The following is a 14820-nucleotide window of genomic DNA, read 5'->3' as shown; positions in this document are numbered from 1 at the left end:
TAATAACAATACAAAATGGAAGCCGCAAAAGTTTTTTTTAATAGCAATCTCCGTTTCCTGCGGAACCGCAAAAAATTCAGTCAGGAACACCTGGCGCAACAGCTCGGTTATACACGCAGCAAGTATACTGCATTGGAGAACGGGCAAACCGAAAATCCACCCCTGGTAGATCTTATCAAGATCTCCGATTTTTTTAAGATACCGCTGGATCATCTGCTCAAGCAAGACCTTGGCCGTTGGAGCGAATACGAGCTGCGCAAAATGGAAATTGGTTCCAAAGAGTATATCAATGGCAAAAACCTCCGGGTGCTTTCCATTACTGTTACGCCAGATAATAAAGAGAACATGGAGTATGTACCGGTTAAAGCTAAGGCGGGTTATGCAGCCGGTTATGCCGATCCGGAATTTCTGGCCACGCTGCCAAAATTTTCAATGCCCAATTTACCTCGGGGAGGCACCTACCGCATGTTCCCCACCACGGGTGATTCCATGCTGCCCATACCTGAAGGAAGCGATGTAGTAGCCCGTTATGTGCAGGATTGGAAGACGCTAAAGCCCAATACACCTTGTATTGTAATTTTAAAGGGCGAGCAGGACTTTGTGTTCAAGCAGGTGAGCCTGCAGAAGAATGGCACGCTATTGCTCCGCTCTCTCAATAAGGATTACCAGCCTTACACGGTACCGGTGAATGAAGTGCTTGAAATCTGGCAGTATATTAAACACCAGACAGATAGTTTGCCTGCGCCAGAAACCGATTTACAAGAGATCAAACAACTTATTGTCAACATGCAAAAGCAGCTCAATAAGGGGTGACCCTACAGTAGAGTCATCGAAAGAAATATATATTATATTTGCAACACTAAAGAATACTGAATTTAAGAGAGTGGTCTAATGGATAATATATATTAGACTACCGCCCCTTCTTAAATATGTCATAAAAGTTTGTTAAATACCGTAGTGCGCAACCTTATCGTTGGCATAGCCGGGCCAAGCAATATATTTATTGAATAACATATACAGGTTTTGCTAATGAATGAAATCAATAGGCGTGTCTACCTTTAGCAAATTCTCTAAATTCCATTTGCCGTAACTGATATTTCCAAGATAAATCTCGTTCATAGTAAAGTAATCTTCAATACTTGCATTTTCATTATCAGTCCGACTCAAGTAGTGGATCACTCCATTGAGAATAAAGGTAAGGTAATATCGCAGGTTGGAGGCGATACTTTCGTTATTAGTATTCGTAGCAGCATCATGAACGATCTCGTTACGTAAGCGGTATATCCTTGTTAAATGAATAATCAGATTTTTCTGGTGACGTTCAACATATTTCTTGATTTCATTTTGGTTAGATGAAGAACATAAAGTACTTCTCAGTAACTGCGCGCGAAAACTAATTAGTGGATGTGTTTCGCAAAAGGCAGATGCTACCTCTGTATAGAATTCAGGGTTTTGCAGGCAGACTATCGGGTTGTTGTTATAATGATTTAACAAATCCAACTCGCTCGGCTCCAGTTTTGAAATCGTTTTATGAAAATCAAAAGCATTTCGTTTTACATAGCTTAAGGAATGACAAGCAACAAAGTAGTCTTTTATTCTGTTAATAGTATTGACGCTTTCGTAGTTTGAAAATAGATACTCCAAGCCTATCCAATAATTTATAGACTTATGCTCTACTTCTGTAGATTCATTACCTAAGCGAAGATAACGAATGGCCGATTTGATCTTTTCTTTAGTTTCTCTATTGATATTTCCCTGTGTAACGATCGTTGGCAACTTGTCAATGAAGTTCTGATAATGATCTTGTGCCACCCTATATTTCCCGTCGAGGAAATTTTTACTTTCCTGAAAGCGAGCTCCAGTTGGATTACTTTCGTCTACCACCAATACACGTGAATGTATGTGTAAATGCTCATCACCGAAACCGAGGTTAAGTACATCCAGATTCTCTGCAAGAGATGCTTTGGCTTTCTTTAATGCCGAGAGATAATCGGTGGCAGAGACGCGACATTTGACGTAACATCTGTTGAGTCTAGGAGCAACAAAATTATCGAATTCCTTGTTCCCTTCAAGGTGATTTAGATCTTCTAATTCAGAACAAACGTTGGATATATCATCTATGGTTTGAAATGATTCTTTAATCTTGTTAGTTGTATCAATTCTGAAGATAATAGTATAGGATATGGTATCAAGTGTAAGCCTTTCAGTAAAGGTTGTAAAGGCAGCATCAAAGTTAATATCATCTGAGGAGTTTACAAATACGCCATAGATGAAGCGGTATAGAAAACCCTTGGAAAAGCCAATTTCCAATAGCTCTGTGTATAAAATACTTAGAGTAGTGTCAATTTTTTTCAATAAGTCAGTTAGCTGTAGGTCGGTTTCTGGACTTTCATTTAGCAAATGCATCAGACCCGTTAGCACATAACTAAGATAATCTTTATTTTCCTTCAGTAATACACCCAAACAATCCCGAACCCGCTTATAATTTTTTTCGTCCAAGGTCTTTAGCACGGATATGAAGTATTCATTGGAGAAGGTTTGATATCTAAGATAATTAGGTTGAGATTCGAGCAGATCAAGCGCTTCGTCTTTTAGTGCATATTTACCCCTTTCAGTAGAAGCAATAGCAATAAAGTGCTTTATCTGTCCTCGTTCATAAGCGAATATGGTTTCACGCAGTTCGTTTAAGATAGTCTTTGGGTTTTTTACTCTTACACGATAAGAATCTATTGTACTTCGATACAGAAGTTCTATACTTCTTTCGATAAAAAATTTTTGGATAATAGTTAACCCCGGTGATTTGTGGTATAGGATTTGCACTGCTATAAATAAAATTAAAATAAATTTTGTTTATTAATTAGTATACCAATAACTTTGCATTGTTATTGGGAGATTCAGATTGAGACGTAAAGATATTGAACATTTGTTCAATATCCAAAGATAAAGAAGGAAGACAGAGGGTAACTGGACTGGTGCAGAGCCGCATTATCTTGCTGCTTCCTTAGATATTTAAAAGGCCTGCAATTTTTTGCGGGTCTTTTTTTTACAAGGAGCACTACATCGATGTCCACGATGACTGTATAGGTATACTGAGTCTAAGTACTTTTACACAACCTATTCTACTAATTGGTCTTTAAAATCATAGCGGAAAACATCTTCGCTCTTATGGAATTAGACGCCTTCACCGCATGCCCAGTCTCAGTGTCATTTGACCTTAACTAATCTAGCAGCATTGAAGCAGAAGAGCAAACGAAAATTGGCAGTCGATTAAAAAAACTACCTTGATAGGTGTTTGGATGTCTCACGAATTTATTATTCCGTCTTACTAGTATCAAAAATAGTTAGGTCATTGTAATAGCATTTTAACTACTAGGTGTTTTGGAATCAGGAAATTTTTCCTTAAGGTCTTCGTCAACTTGTGCTAAAAGTGATTGGAAAATTGTTTTCATCTCGCTTTCTATACTAGTTTGATCTTTCATTGAATATTCAGAGGATATCCAATTTATATTACGATTAATTTTTTTTACATCCCAGTTAACTGATACTACATTTGTGATGAAGTAGAAAAATCGGATAGCTTTTTGGGAAACAAGGTAAACAATAATTGCTGTATAGCCATCTACATTTGGATACTTCGAGTTTAATGTGATTTCTATTGACTTATAGGGCACTTCTACTTCTAAATCAAAGCCATCTCGGATTACGTCGTAATCATTTCTATCCAATAGAACATCACTAGTGAAATTAAACCTAAGTGCCGATCGGATCCCAAATTGATTTTTAGGGAGTAGTTTAGTTTTTGACCTCGCAAAGAACTGGTGCGTGTTATCATCAAGCCATTTGCCTATTGTGTCTTTATTGATAACTACATCATAATCCTCGAAGAACTTAACTTCTAAAGTAAATATTTCATCAAGTTTGCGTGGTACCGCTAACTTTTTTATGTCGTCTTTGATTTTCTCTAACAATTTAATAGTTTCATCTTTAGTAAGATATTCAGCAGCGTCTTCTTGGATTCTTTCTAGGAGAGTTATTTCTTCTTTATTTTTGGGGGCTGTTGCTGGCGTAAGGATGGAAAGGTTCTGTAAGTATCCATTTAAAGCTTCGTTGATATAACAAAATTTTTCCGTATATTCTGCTTGGATAACAAAAAATGGCGTTTGATATGGGTTGCCTTCAAATGCATCTGAAATATAATCTATTATATCCTTATATCTAATTTCAGTGATTCCGCGAGCTTTGATTGAGTCGACAAAACTTTGAGTAAAGTCGCTAATATCTGCCGATTGATAAGAAGATTGGTTTCTTAATGATGAATTAAGAAAATAACAATTATTGAACCTAGTTTGCGTTTCTGAAAAATATTTAGATATAGCTTCCGTATCTTTTACATACGCTTGTCCTGATTTACATGCATCGATTACTTTAATAACTAGCGCGGGACTTAACGTCTTAAACAGACTATCAATTTCTCCATTTTGTAAAGTAGTTTGATTTCGTCTACTTGCCTCATAATCAGAGAGGATATAATAGAATTCATCATTTTTGAAATCGCCATGCCCAGTATAGTAGAAAAAAAGCTCTTGAATTGAATCCTCCTTATGCTTTGTTATAAAATCAGTAAATTGAGCTTTTATAATTGCACTGGGAGAATATTCGTTAACGTATAGAATATCTTCGAACTTTTCTGTTTTTGATAAGATATTAAATATTATTTCTGCATCTTTTTTGCAGCCTGGTAAGTTGTTTCCGGGTTTAGAATATTCGCTTACCCCGACAATTATTGCTATGTTCATAATGTTTAGGAAAATTTCGTAAATATCGTTAAAACTAAAGATCTATACAATTCCAAAAAAAGTCCGTTTTAATGCACTATTTCTTTTCTTTTTGAAAGTAAATTTGAACCTGCCTAGAAATTGCTTAAATAATATTGTCAAATTTCATTTTTGTTGTTTTTAAAAACAAGCTACAGTAAATTGCAACAAACACATTTTATTGTACTATGGTGTCTGGATATATACGTGTTTCGAAAATGGAGCAGAATCGGGATTTGTAATAAGATACATTAAAGTCTATTTGCGATCATATTTTCGAAGAAAAAATGAGTGCCACGAAAAACAGGCCGCAGTTCGAAAAGATGATTGATCAAATCCGTAAAGGAGATGTAATCGCAGTTTGGAGAATTGATAGACTTGGGCGAACGACATTACAGCTCATAAAGTTGATGGTTGAACTTCGAGAAAAGGGAGTCGAATTCGTATCTATTAAAGAAGGGATTGACACACGAACCCAGATGGGGCGCGTTTGGTTTATGCTTTCATCAATATTTGCTGAAAACGAATTGGAGGTGCTTAAAGAGCGAACCAAGGCCGGTTTTGCATCCGCCAGAGCTCGTGGTCGTATAGGAGGTCGGCCGAAGGGTTTAAGTGAAAAAGCTAAGAAAACGGCAAGTACGGCAGGAGCCCTTTATAAAACAAACCAATTGACAACCGGTGAAATATGCAGTTCATTGGGAATAAAAAGCAAAGCCACGCTATATAGGTATTTAAGACATGAGGGTGTTCACATTGAAGGATGGACTGTTTCTCCGAAACTTAAAAGAGATTAATGAGAACAATCCTTAGTTGATGTTGCGGCTAAAGACGATTTGTAAAATTATCCCATTTATGGTTTCCCGTAATAATCTGATGATAGAAATGCATAAATTTAAACCTTAGTATGTTACATTAGCAAAAGTGAATCGTTATGAAAGTGATCTTTGCAACTTTAATTACGTTGGCAACTTCCTCGTTGGCCAGCTATTCGCAGAACATCCAGAAGAAAACTTTTCAAGTCAATGCTTGCAGATTTTTTGGTGAGTTTGAGACTCCCCTTGAGTCTCTCTGCGACCCTTTTGAAGTTGTGATAACAGGGCAATACATAAATATTGGAGACACTTACGATCTTGAAGTGGAAAAGATTCTTTTTGATCATCCCGCAAAAGGGGAAATGACTTTCTTAGTAAAAGATCCAGCGAAGCAAATAAAGTCAATTGCTTTAGGAAGCACAGCACGTTCTGGGAATTTTATACAGCTAACTTTCATTGAGGAACAGGCTGGGGAAGCGCAGACTGGGATTATATTTCAGTACTGGGATTACGTTTCCTCATACGATTTTTGGAGATATCAAAGAAGAATAAAATAGAAACTGCATTAAACCGATGAATTATTACAACTACTTTTTCTCTCTAGAAGACAAATTCAAAGAGATATCCTCGTTTGTCGAGGTTGATGAAAGAAATTACCAAACTTTTTCAACTGAAATTTCACTCACATTTTTTGCAACTTGCTCGGAGTTTGAGGTAGTAGCAAAAGAACTTTGTGAAATTTTACATCCGGGATTTAAAGCGCAATATCCTAGAGCCAATATTGACAACATCGCAGACACAATCTTGGAGAGTTATCCTACTATTACCGATCACGTAGTAGACGTACTTTTTTTTAAGAAACATTTCGAGCCTCTAAAAGGCTGGCAAAGAGCAAGCTGCCCCATTTGGTGGAAAGCATATAATAGCTTAAAGCACGATCGGTCTCTCAATTATCACTTGGCGAACCTCGAGAATTTAATACTTTCTCTATCAGCCCTTTCGTTGATAAATCATTATTATGTTTGGAAGAAAAATTGTCCAAACAAGCGAATACACGCCGCTTCTCTGCAAATTAGCCATGTGCCAAGTCATTTTCGAATAAGGGATGTTCAATATGATGGGCCATGGTCATCCGAAGATGTCTTTGACATTTAATTTATAACGAACGATTGGTTCGAAAAAACGATAGATATTATCAGATTTAATATACCATAACGTCAACCCTAATTATAAACACATGGATAAGATCGATTACCTGAACAAACACATACCACATCGTCTAAATCTACTTATTACTTATCGTGAACGATTTAGTAATTTATCAGACAGTCAAATAGAAAACATAAGAGATTTATATAGGTGTGCAAAGGATATCTCGATAATGATGGTAAGGCTTTTGTTAGACGAAATGGGAATAAAACTGCCCCGAAACGCAAAGGAGTTGAACGATTTAAAAGAACATGAAGGTGATGTGATAAAAATGGGTATTATTATGGCAATAAATAAAGAAGATATATTAAACCATAATGACAAGCATGAGATATTTAAAGTGTTAGTTGCCGCAAATAGAGCTGTTGCTCATACTAATGAGGGGTTTATTAATCATAATGTAGATAAAATGGCTTTGCTTAAGGCTATTGATTTTATAGAACATAATATAGAAAAAAACATTTACCATCACAATTCCGAAAGTTTAATGGAAATTATGGGCTTACCGGATAATAACATGCAACGCTCATCCCTCAATCTGAATAAGGTATTATAATGCCAATAAACGATTAATTGATCGTAGAAATTAAAAATATGGATAAGAAGGAAATAAAGCCAATGTCCGTAAAAACTTACATATCAATATGTCGTTCTCTCGTGAGGCTGGCAGAGGATAATATAAAAGCAATTAAGCAACAAGATGAACAACTAACCCGAGATATACTTGACGAAATAAGAAACTTTGAAGAAAGCACAGAGGATAGTATTCATTTTATGCATGCAGATTGGATATTACAAAATGCTATTTTTATTTCGATGTACTCGCATTTTGAAGACAAAATGTGGCTTACTGCTTATGTTTTAAGTGAGGGAAAGTATTTAAAAATTGAAGATTTAAATGGAAACGGAATAGAGAATTACAGGTTGTATATTGAAAAAATTGGTGAAATACAACAAGCAAATGAAGGGGTTGCGGAATGGGGAGAAATAAAACATTTCAGATCAATACGTAATCTTTTAGTTCATAATGGAGGGATGATTGATAAAGAGGGCACGAAAGACATTGAAAAAGAAAAACTCTACAAATTTTTGAAAGACAACGACGTCATAGTCGCTGGACGTTCGGGTCGGATACGAATTAGAAATCCTAAACTTTTGAAAAGGTTCATGAGAACAACATCTATGTTTCTTGAAGCTATTATTAATGCATATAACAAGAAGATCTCAAATTAAATTCTGATAGAAGTATCATTTTAAAAAAACGATTATTAAGGCTAGCGAATAGCTAGCCGAACTGGTAAAGTGCGACATGCGACAGGTGAAGGAACAATGGCAGATATGTACTTGACCATAGACAAACGATCCAAGCACGATTGCACTTTAATATGAAGGCCTAGGAAAAAAAAGTGTAAATTTACTTGGTCATAGATTAAATGAGCTAATTACACACGGTATAAGGTCAATGTAATGTTGGATCTGATTTTGAAAGGTATCCTAATAGCTCTTATAACGGCATTTCTAGTATGGCTGGCTAAGAAATATTTCATCGGCGGCAAATGTACTGTGATATTTGAGAAAGAGAAAGGATGTAGCAGAAGTTTAGGCATTTCTGAATACGTGAGTCCCTACGATCCGATTGTTAATGATCCTAATAATATAGATATATTGTATTTGACAGATAATGTCATATGTAAATGTTTTCACACAATTGTTTTGCCTTTATTACCTGTCGTACACCTTATTTCCGTAAGTATTTTATAAAGGCAGCGGTAAAACATGTCGCTAAAATTAAATTTATTATTTTGTGCATGAGTTCAAGTGTCTGTGATAATGGTAATGATTTGTCTGAGTGTAAATAAAAATTCAAACTGACTTGAAATGGTAAAATGTTCTTTAAACTGTATATTAGTGAATATCCAAAATCCCGCAATGTACTTGAAATATTAGAACACTGAAATGAAAACAACCTATATTTTACTAATTCATCGCCTACATAGAACCCAGTAAATATGAACAATAATGCAAAAAGAATTATAGAACAAAGAGCAAGAAAGAGAGGTTTTTTAAAGTTTTCACCATAACTACTAATTACCTTGTGGAAACTCATTAGAAGAAATTCAATACGATCTTTTTTTTCACGATGGATTTTTCGTTTAGTCTCTTGCTCTGAAATATAGAATTTTCCGAGATTTAAGAAGTCTGAACTCTTCTCAGCATTCATTCTCAGCTTTGAATAAATGTCCTTAACTTTTACGAGTTCGTCAATTTCAGTGATGTCATTATTGTCATCGAAAATCAAATTCCTGCTAATAAAGCATTTTCTTTCTGAAAGCCAACGACATTCCCTAAATTCAACATTTGTAATATCAAACTCTTTAAAAGAAAAGAATCTAAAGTCAATTTTTTGAAAAACAAGGTTTTGAAGATTCGAATATTGAAAGTCGGTTTTACAATTTTCTTCAATTGTATTATGATAAAAAAATGAGGGATATTTTTTAAAAACTAAACCTCTAAAAAATGCTTCTTCTTTAAATCGAATACTGCTCATATCGAATGTGTCGTCAAAAGTGCAGTTTTCAACGAGGGATTTGTTTATTGTTTTTATTTGGTTGGACCGTCCAAAATATGTTGAATCACTAAACCTGCAATTCGAAAAGAGCAGAGAATCAATGTGCCAATAGTTTAGAATTAATTCGCTCAAACTGGAATCGAAAAACTTAAGGTGTTTTGTATCATCAAAAATGATAATTGTTTTGGATGAAATTGTCGATTCAGAAATTTCTATTTCCTCTACATCTCTGTACTTGTGAGGTGTCTTTATATAGATCTCATTATTGTGATCAGTTAGTCTTTCGGTTTTATTTAGGATTACTTTATGAATATGAAGGTTCTTAAATGTTACTTCCCAGACTCTAATATTTTTCAAACCTTCGGATCTAAAAATATTTATTGTATCAACTTCTGTCCTTCCATTTTCTTTTGGATAGTCAATTCTTTCAATGATAACTTCGGAAACATTTGAAGATTCGACTATAATTGTTTTGCATTTAGAATTAATAAAGGTAAAGCTACGGTCAATGATTGTATTATTTATTGATAATGACTCTATTTCAGACTCCTTCCTTACGATCATGCCATTATGAAGCTTGCAATAATAAAACCACAGATACTTAAATTTTGAAGAGTCTATAAATGTTTTAAAAGGCGCAAATTTTCCATCCTTACTTTCACTTACTTCCACCGTATTAAGAACAACTTCATCAATTGTGGATTTCTCTATAGAGATTGTGTTAAATACACAATCACGGATTTCTATTCTTGTTTTGGGTAGGTCAACTTTTAGGATGTATAGCAGTAAGTCCTTGTCTTTGATGTCTTTTATGATAATTTTCTGGCAGGTTTCTAGAGATTTTTTTTTTATAAATTCAGTATCAACAACGAAGCAATTGTCTTTCTGAACCAACGGCTTGTAATTATCAATATTTATAATAAACTCCATTCCGCTATTAGGATTTGTGTCGTATCTGTAAAGGCAAAAAGATGTTTTCCAAGATAAAGTCAGAAATTATGGATTTAAAATTTCGGCTACGAAACATTAGATGGCAATAGGTTTGAGATTTTATCGTCTATTTATTTATTGCAACTGTCATTTTCCCATTGATAGATAAGCTATTATTATTCCAATAATGCCAAGAACTATAGAGATAATTGTATCCCTTTTTTGCCAACGAAAAGATTTTGCAGCAAGTTCATCATTGCCGTTTACCTTTGTTTTGTTCCCCTTTCCTACAGAAATTTGTCCAGTGTTATTTGAAATGTTTCCTACTTCTATTTTGTCTCCCATAATAATTTCATTCTTTATACCTGGTGTTTTTGTTGAGGTCACTATTTGTTTTGTACCAAAAAATGCCTCAGAAGGAATAGAATATTTTATATTTTTCCTCCTGTTGTCTTTTATTCTTTTTACCATTTCATCAAAATCTTCGACTTCTACTATTTTAGTTTCAAAACTATCAAATTCATTTTTGCTAGTGTCTTTGAAAAAATTAAAAAGTTCTTTCAAAATTTCGTCTAATGATTGAAAAACAAATGAGAGACAATGAAAATCATTGTTCGTTTCTGCTCGAAAGTCCAGATATTTTTGTTTGTATTGAAAAATTTGTATCGTATCCTCTTCTGAAAAATTTCTTTTAAAATAAGATATTTCAGATATATTATTGTTCCAAATGCTTGTAAAAACGTCATCGCCTGCCCAAATTCCTAATTCTCGCATTTTGCCTGTAATCGGCTTGTAAATATTTTCTTTAATAGGCGCAAACTTTTCCTTTATTTGCTTTTGAATGTTGTCGTAAGACCTTCTGTCTTTGTAATTGCCATCTGGATCTAATTCGTTTCTTCGCTTATCAAGTTCATTCAGTTCATCGCAAAGAGGAATATATTTTTCAATGTATTCGCTTTTGTTGTCGTCCAAAAAATCAATGAACTCAAATAATGCTTGTATTTTTTGCGGAATCATAATTTACCGATATTTCTCGTGGCTTGACTAAATTACAAAAATTTATCCTATAGTTTGCTTTACCAACTTTCCGATGTTTTTGTCATTATAAAGCATTTAACAATTATCAGTCAAAGTCCTGTCCCAACTGTTCAAGGTCAGATGTTGCGTTCCATTTTTTATTGCCCAGAGAAAATATTAAGAATCTCTGTGCATAAAACTGCCAAATTACTTTCATCATGGATGACTAGCGGAGGAGTGGTAGTACCAGATATTCTTAAAGGTGAAGAGCTAACTTCTTCTATTGAGAGTAAGAATAAAACCAGTGAATCTTACAAAGAAAGCTATGATCAACTATGGCTATTGATAGTCGAGGATAGTAGCACTATGGCAACATACTTTGACTTCGATAACTTCAATGCGAATGATAGAGTATTCAAATCAGCATTTGATAAGATATTCATATTACGGAGGGTAGAAGGCAAGCTATATGAATTGAAAACTGACAACTAAAGTCAATAATTTTATATTGAGAATGTTTCATAAAACGATCAGTTAATTAGTAATGATAAATATTGCTTTTCGTGGGCAATGATTATACTATAGTAAAAATGGCAGCCTAATGATACCAAATCTATTTTTTATACAATTGTTCAAATGCACTTTTAGCAGTGATTCCTCGAGAAATTACTATAGAATAGACTTCATATGCGTAGAAGTCATTTGCTTGCAGATTTAAAACCTTAGTGAACCTAGTGTTTTCAATACTGGCGTTCTCCGCAATATCTGATTGTAATACAATAAACTGATTTATGAACTCTTGATAACTATTTAGTGATTTATTCCCTTTCCCCTTTTTAGAATACTTGTTTTGATATTTCTTCTTAGCGCCGTCAACAATCTCGAAAAGCGCAGTTTTACAATCTTTGTCAAAATCTTCCGTGACTAAAATTAGAACTCTATAGAAATCTTTCCCCCGTATGTTAGATAAATCAACCTCTAACTTTATGCTCGATAACGAGGGCTCTTTCGAAACTATTTCTTCATAATCTTTATTAATTCCTTTTAGGAATTTGCTGAATTTCATATTTGTTTAAATATTTTATAATGAGTTTTTTATGTGTAAATCGCAATTATATTTGCTTTTATAAGTGATGCTATGTATATTTGTATTTCCAATCAAGGATTGGTAATTGAAATATGACAACACCATCTATATGATAGATAGATTGTGAGTTGAATGAGCCTCTGAATCCGAAACTAGCAATTGAAAATTCAGCGTGAGGCAGCAAGTTTAACCCACGTCTAAAGATATTGTGTACCTTTACACAATCTTTAGGCTGGGCTTGTTGAATGCCGCGCTGTGGGATTGCTAGTTCCCGGATGATGGCAGGACACAGGTTCCAGCCTTTTGATTTTATGCTCGTTCACATAAACTCTAAACATTATGAAAACGATCAAAACCAAACCAATTAACTCTTTAACCCGCAAGATATTTGCAGAGATAGCTCGGCAACACAGTCAGCGAAAGTTACACCCCAAATCCCTTCAATCAATATTAAAGAACATAATTGCCTCTCCCGAATAAAGCGAGCCAAAAAAATAAACAGGCTGTGGATAGCGTAGGAGAGGAGCCTATAAAAAGCCCTCACCCGAAGCAGGCTCTAAAAAGCCAAATCCGAGTCTGTTGCCGACCCCATACCATAAGGAAAACTATTGTTTGCTTCGATTTGGAATAGGCTTTATCTTTACGGTTGTTGCAATCAGCCTAAAGGTAGTACCTTTCTTTTAATCTTGCAAATATTTGTGCCTTGTATAAGGCATGGTGGTCGGTTTTTAAATTTTTTGAAACCTAAATCAATAAAAATCAACCAAAATGAAGCAACTTTTACGCTTAATAAGAGTGGTATGCTCCAAACGAAAACCTAAAATATTAACAAGTAAAACTCTTAGATCTTATGTTTTATCTCTTGCTACTATAAAAATCTTGTTCTGTGTTTGTTTGGCTCACGCCGGGCAGCGGGGTGTAGGCAACCCTGCTGCTGCAGGCGTGGCTTTATCCACAGATTCTATTAAGCCTCTGCGGATAGGGGATAGCATTCCTGATGCATTATGGAACTTGCCATTGCAAATGGTGAAAGAGGGGCAGGAGGGAAGCACTACTGTAACCCTCAATGGTTACAAAGGCAAACTGATTGTTCTGGACTTTTGGGCTACGTGGTGTAAGCCCTGCATACGGGCTATGCCCGATCTGCATGCGCTTGAAGAAAGTTTTGATAAAAGTATGAAGGTGATACCTGTGACTTATGAAAAGAGCACAACTATTGAGCAATTTATGAAAATGGCTAGCCAGCGACAATTGATACCTCCTAACGATTTTTCATCAATAGTGGAAGATAAGCACTTATCTGCTTACTTCCCTCATAAAGTAGTACCGCATACGCTTATAATTTGGGATAATAGCTTGTTAGCAATTACTAGCCCGGAGTATTTAACAAGAGAAATCATTACGGAGATAATTGAGCAGAAGAAGTCTACTGGTTTAATTGCCAAAAATGAAGCTATAGATGCTGAAGCTTTTTTTCTTACTGCTGCTTACTCACAGATGAACAAGCATAAGCCTTTCTATTATACCACCATTATACCAGCTATTCCAAGTATAAGAAGCAACGCAGCTTTTATAAATTTAGGGAAAAAGAAGGTGAATCGCTACTATCAGGTCGAAAAGTCAATTTTGAGTCTGTACGCTGTTACAAGGGCTTTTGGAACGCTTTCTCCCACAAATCCACATGATGTTGTATTAGAAGTAGCATATCCTGAAGCTTATAAGTATATAGCAAACAGAAATACAACGCAAAAGGAGGAGCTCAATTGGCGTAATAGACATGCTTATAATTACGAAGCAATTTTCCCCGAACAGATTGCCAAGGAAGAGATAAATGACAGATTAAAAATTGATCTGGATTTTTTCTTTAATCTGAAAAGCCGGATAGAAGAGCGGCAGGTAGAGATTTTGCTCCTAAAACGCGTCAAAGATAGAAAAGTAACGGGCAGTAAAGGCGGAATTCCCTTAATGGTGATAGATAGCCACGTGCCTGCAAGGATGGTAGAACAACAGCGGTTTGTGGGACGATCTTCCAGCGGTGCAAAAAGTTATTTGATGAATTTTCCAATTCAAACCTTGCTTGCGCAGACAAAGGTGAACCCTTACAAAGTTTTCCCTGTCTTACCGCCTATTGTGGATAGCACGGATTTACCGAAAGATTTTTTGCTAGACCTTGAGTTTGATCAAACATATCCAGATAGTGCTTCGTTGCAAAGAAGTTTAAATGAAAAAGGGCTGTACTTAGAAAAAAGCTTCGTGCGGAAGAAGGTGATTGTAGTTTCTGAACAGAACTATTTACAGAAAACTCCCGAGACATTGCGTTTTTCCCCTTACGGCTATCTGCCGTCGAATCATCCCTATTTCAACTCTCAGATCATAAAATAA

The 14820-nt window shown here is 35.2% G+C and carries 13 protein-coding genes; 8 read left to right on the top strand and 5 right to left on the bottom strand.

The window, feature by feature from the left end:
• The first annotated feature begins 15 nt into the window (after positions 1-15).
• Positions 16-813: an XRE family transcriptional regulator gene (locus BMY50_RS06750; protein ID WP_093320783.1), complete on the top strand. Its 798-nt coding sequence runs from the start codon at positions 16-18 to the stop codon at positions 811-813.
• 213 nt (positions 814-1026) lie between these two features.
• On the opposite strand, the gene BMY50_RS06745 is transcribed toward BMY50_RS06750, so the two are convergent.
• Both BMY50_RS06745 and BMY50_RS06740 read right to left on the bottom strand, forming a co-directional pair.
• Positions 1027-2820: a hypothetical protein gene (locus BMY50_RS06745; RefSeq protein WP_093320779.1), complete on the bottom strand. Its 1794-nt coding sequence runs from the start codon at positions 2818-2820 to the stop codon at positions 1027-1029.
• A gap of 542 nt (positions 2821-3362) precedes the next feature.
• On the bottom strand, positions 3363-4796 hold the full coding sequence (locus BMY50_RS06740) for a caspase family protein (protein ID WP_093320775.1): 1434 nt from the start codon (positions 4794-4796) through the stop codon (positions 3363-3365).
• A gap of 278 nt (positions 4797-5074) precedes the next feature.
• Here BMY50_RS06740 and BMY50_RS06735 point away from each other — a divergent pair, with 278 nt between their 5' ends.
• The 5 genes from BMY50_RS06735 (at position 5075) to BMY50_RS06715 (ending at position 8068) form a co-directional block, all read left to right on the top strand.
• The gene (locus BMY50_RS06735) at positions 5075-5608 is read left to right on the top strand and encodes a recombinase family protein (RefSeq protein ID WP_317040830.1); all 534 of its coding nucleotides are present in this window, start codon (positions 5075-5077) and stop codon (positions 5606-5608) included.
• A gap of 137 nt (positions 5609-5745) precedes the next feature.
• The gene (locus BMY50_RS06730) at positions 5746-6183 is read left to right on the top strand and encodes a hypothetical protein (protein ID WP_093320769.1); all 438 of its coding nucleotides are present in this window, start codon (positions 5746-5748) and stop codon (positions 6181-6183) included.
• 16 nt (positions 6184-6199) lie between these two features.
• On the top strand, positions 6200-6781 hold the full coding sequence (locus BMY50_RS06725) for a hypothetical protein (protein WP_093320765.1): 582 nt from the start codon (positions 6200-6202) through the stop codon (positions 6779-6781).
• 82 nt (positions 6782-6863) lie between these two features.
• Complete coding sequence (locus BMY50_RS06720) at positions 6864-7391, top strand: hypothetical protein (RefSeq protein WP_139202221.1); 528 nt, start codon at positions 6864-6866, stop codon at positions 7389-7391.
• A 38-nt stretch (positions 7392-7429) separates the two neighbouring features.
• Positions 7430-8068, top strand: coding sequence for a hypothetical protein (locus BMY50_RS06715; RefSeq protein ID WP_093320758.1), 639 nt, complete (start codon positions 7430-7432; stop codon positions 8066-8068).
• 505 nt (positions 8069-8573) lie between these two features.
• Here BMY50_RS06715 and BMY50_RS06705 read toward each other — a convergent pair.
• The gene (locus tag BMY50_RS06705; RefSeq protein WP_093320749.1) at positions 8574-10334 is read right to left on the bottom strand and encodes a hypothetical protein; all 1761 of its coding nucleotides are present in this window, start codon (positions 10332-10334) and stop codon (positions 8574-8576) included.
• Between the two features lie 147 nt (positions 10335-10481).
• Entirely contained in the window at positions 10482-11351 is an 870-nt protein-coding gene (locus BMY50_RS06700; protein WP_093320744.1) for a hypothetical protein, read from the bottom strand.
• A gap of 189 nt (positions 11352-11540) precedes the next feature.
• Between BMY50_RS06700 and BMY50_RS06695 the strand changes: the two genes are divergently transcribed.
• Positions 11541-11843: a hypothetical protein gene (locus BMY50_RS06695; RefSeq protein ID WP_139202220.1), complete on the top strand. Its 303-nt coding sequence runs from the start codon at positions 11541-11543 to the stop codon at positions 11841-11843.
• 121 nt (positions 11844-11964) lie between these two features.
• Here BMY50_RS06695 and BMY50_RS06690 read toward each other — a convergent pair whose 3' ends face one another.
• Positions 11965-12417: a hypothetical protein gene (locus tag BMY50_RS06690; protein ID WP_093320734.1), complete on the bottom strand. Its 453-nt coding sequence runs from the start codon at positions 12415-12417 to the stop codon at positions 11965-11967.
• Positions 12418-13206: 789 nt separating this feature from the next.
• Here BMY50_RS06690 and BMY50_RS06685 point away from each other — a divergent pair.
• Positions 13207-14820, top strand: coding sequence for a TlpA family protein disulfide reductase (locus tag BMY50_RS06685; RefSeq protein WP_093320730.1), 1614 nt, complete (start codon positions 13207-13209; stop codon positions 14818-14820).

Origin of the sequence: Olivibacter domesticus, assembly GCF_900109575.1 — a bacterium.
Lineage (GTDB): Bacteria > Bacteroidota > Bacteroidia > Sphingobacteriales > Sphingobacteriaceae > Olivibacter > Olivibacter domesticus.
Note: the sequence above shows the minus strand (reverse complement) of the source record. Positions and strands in the feature narration are given on the sequence as shown.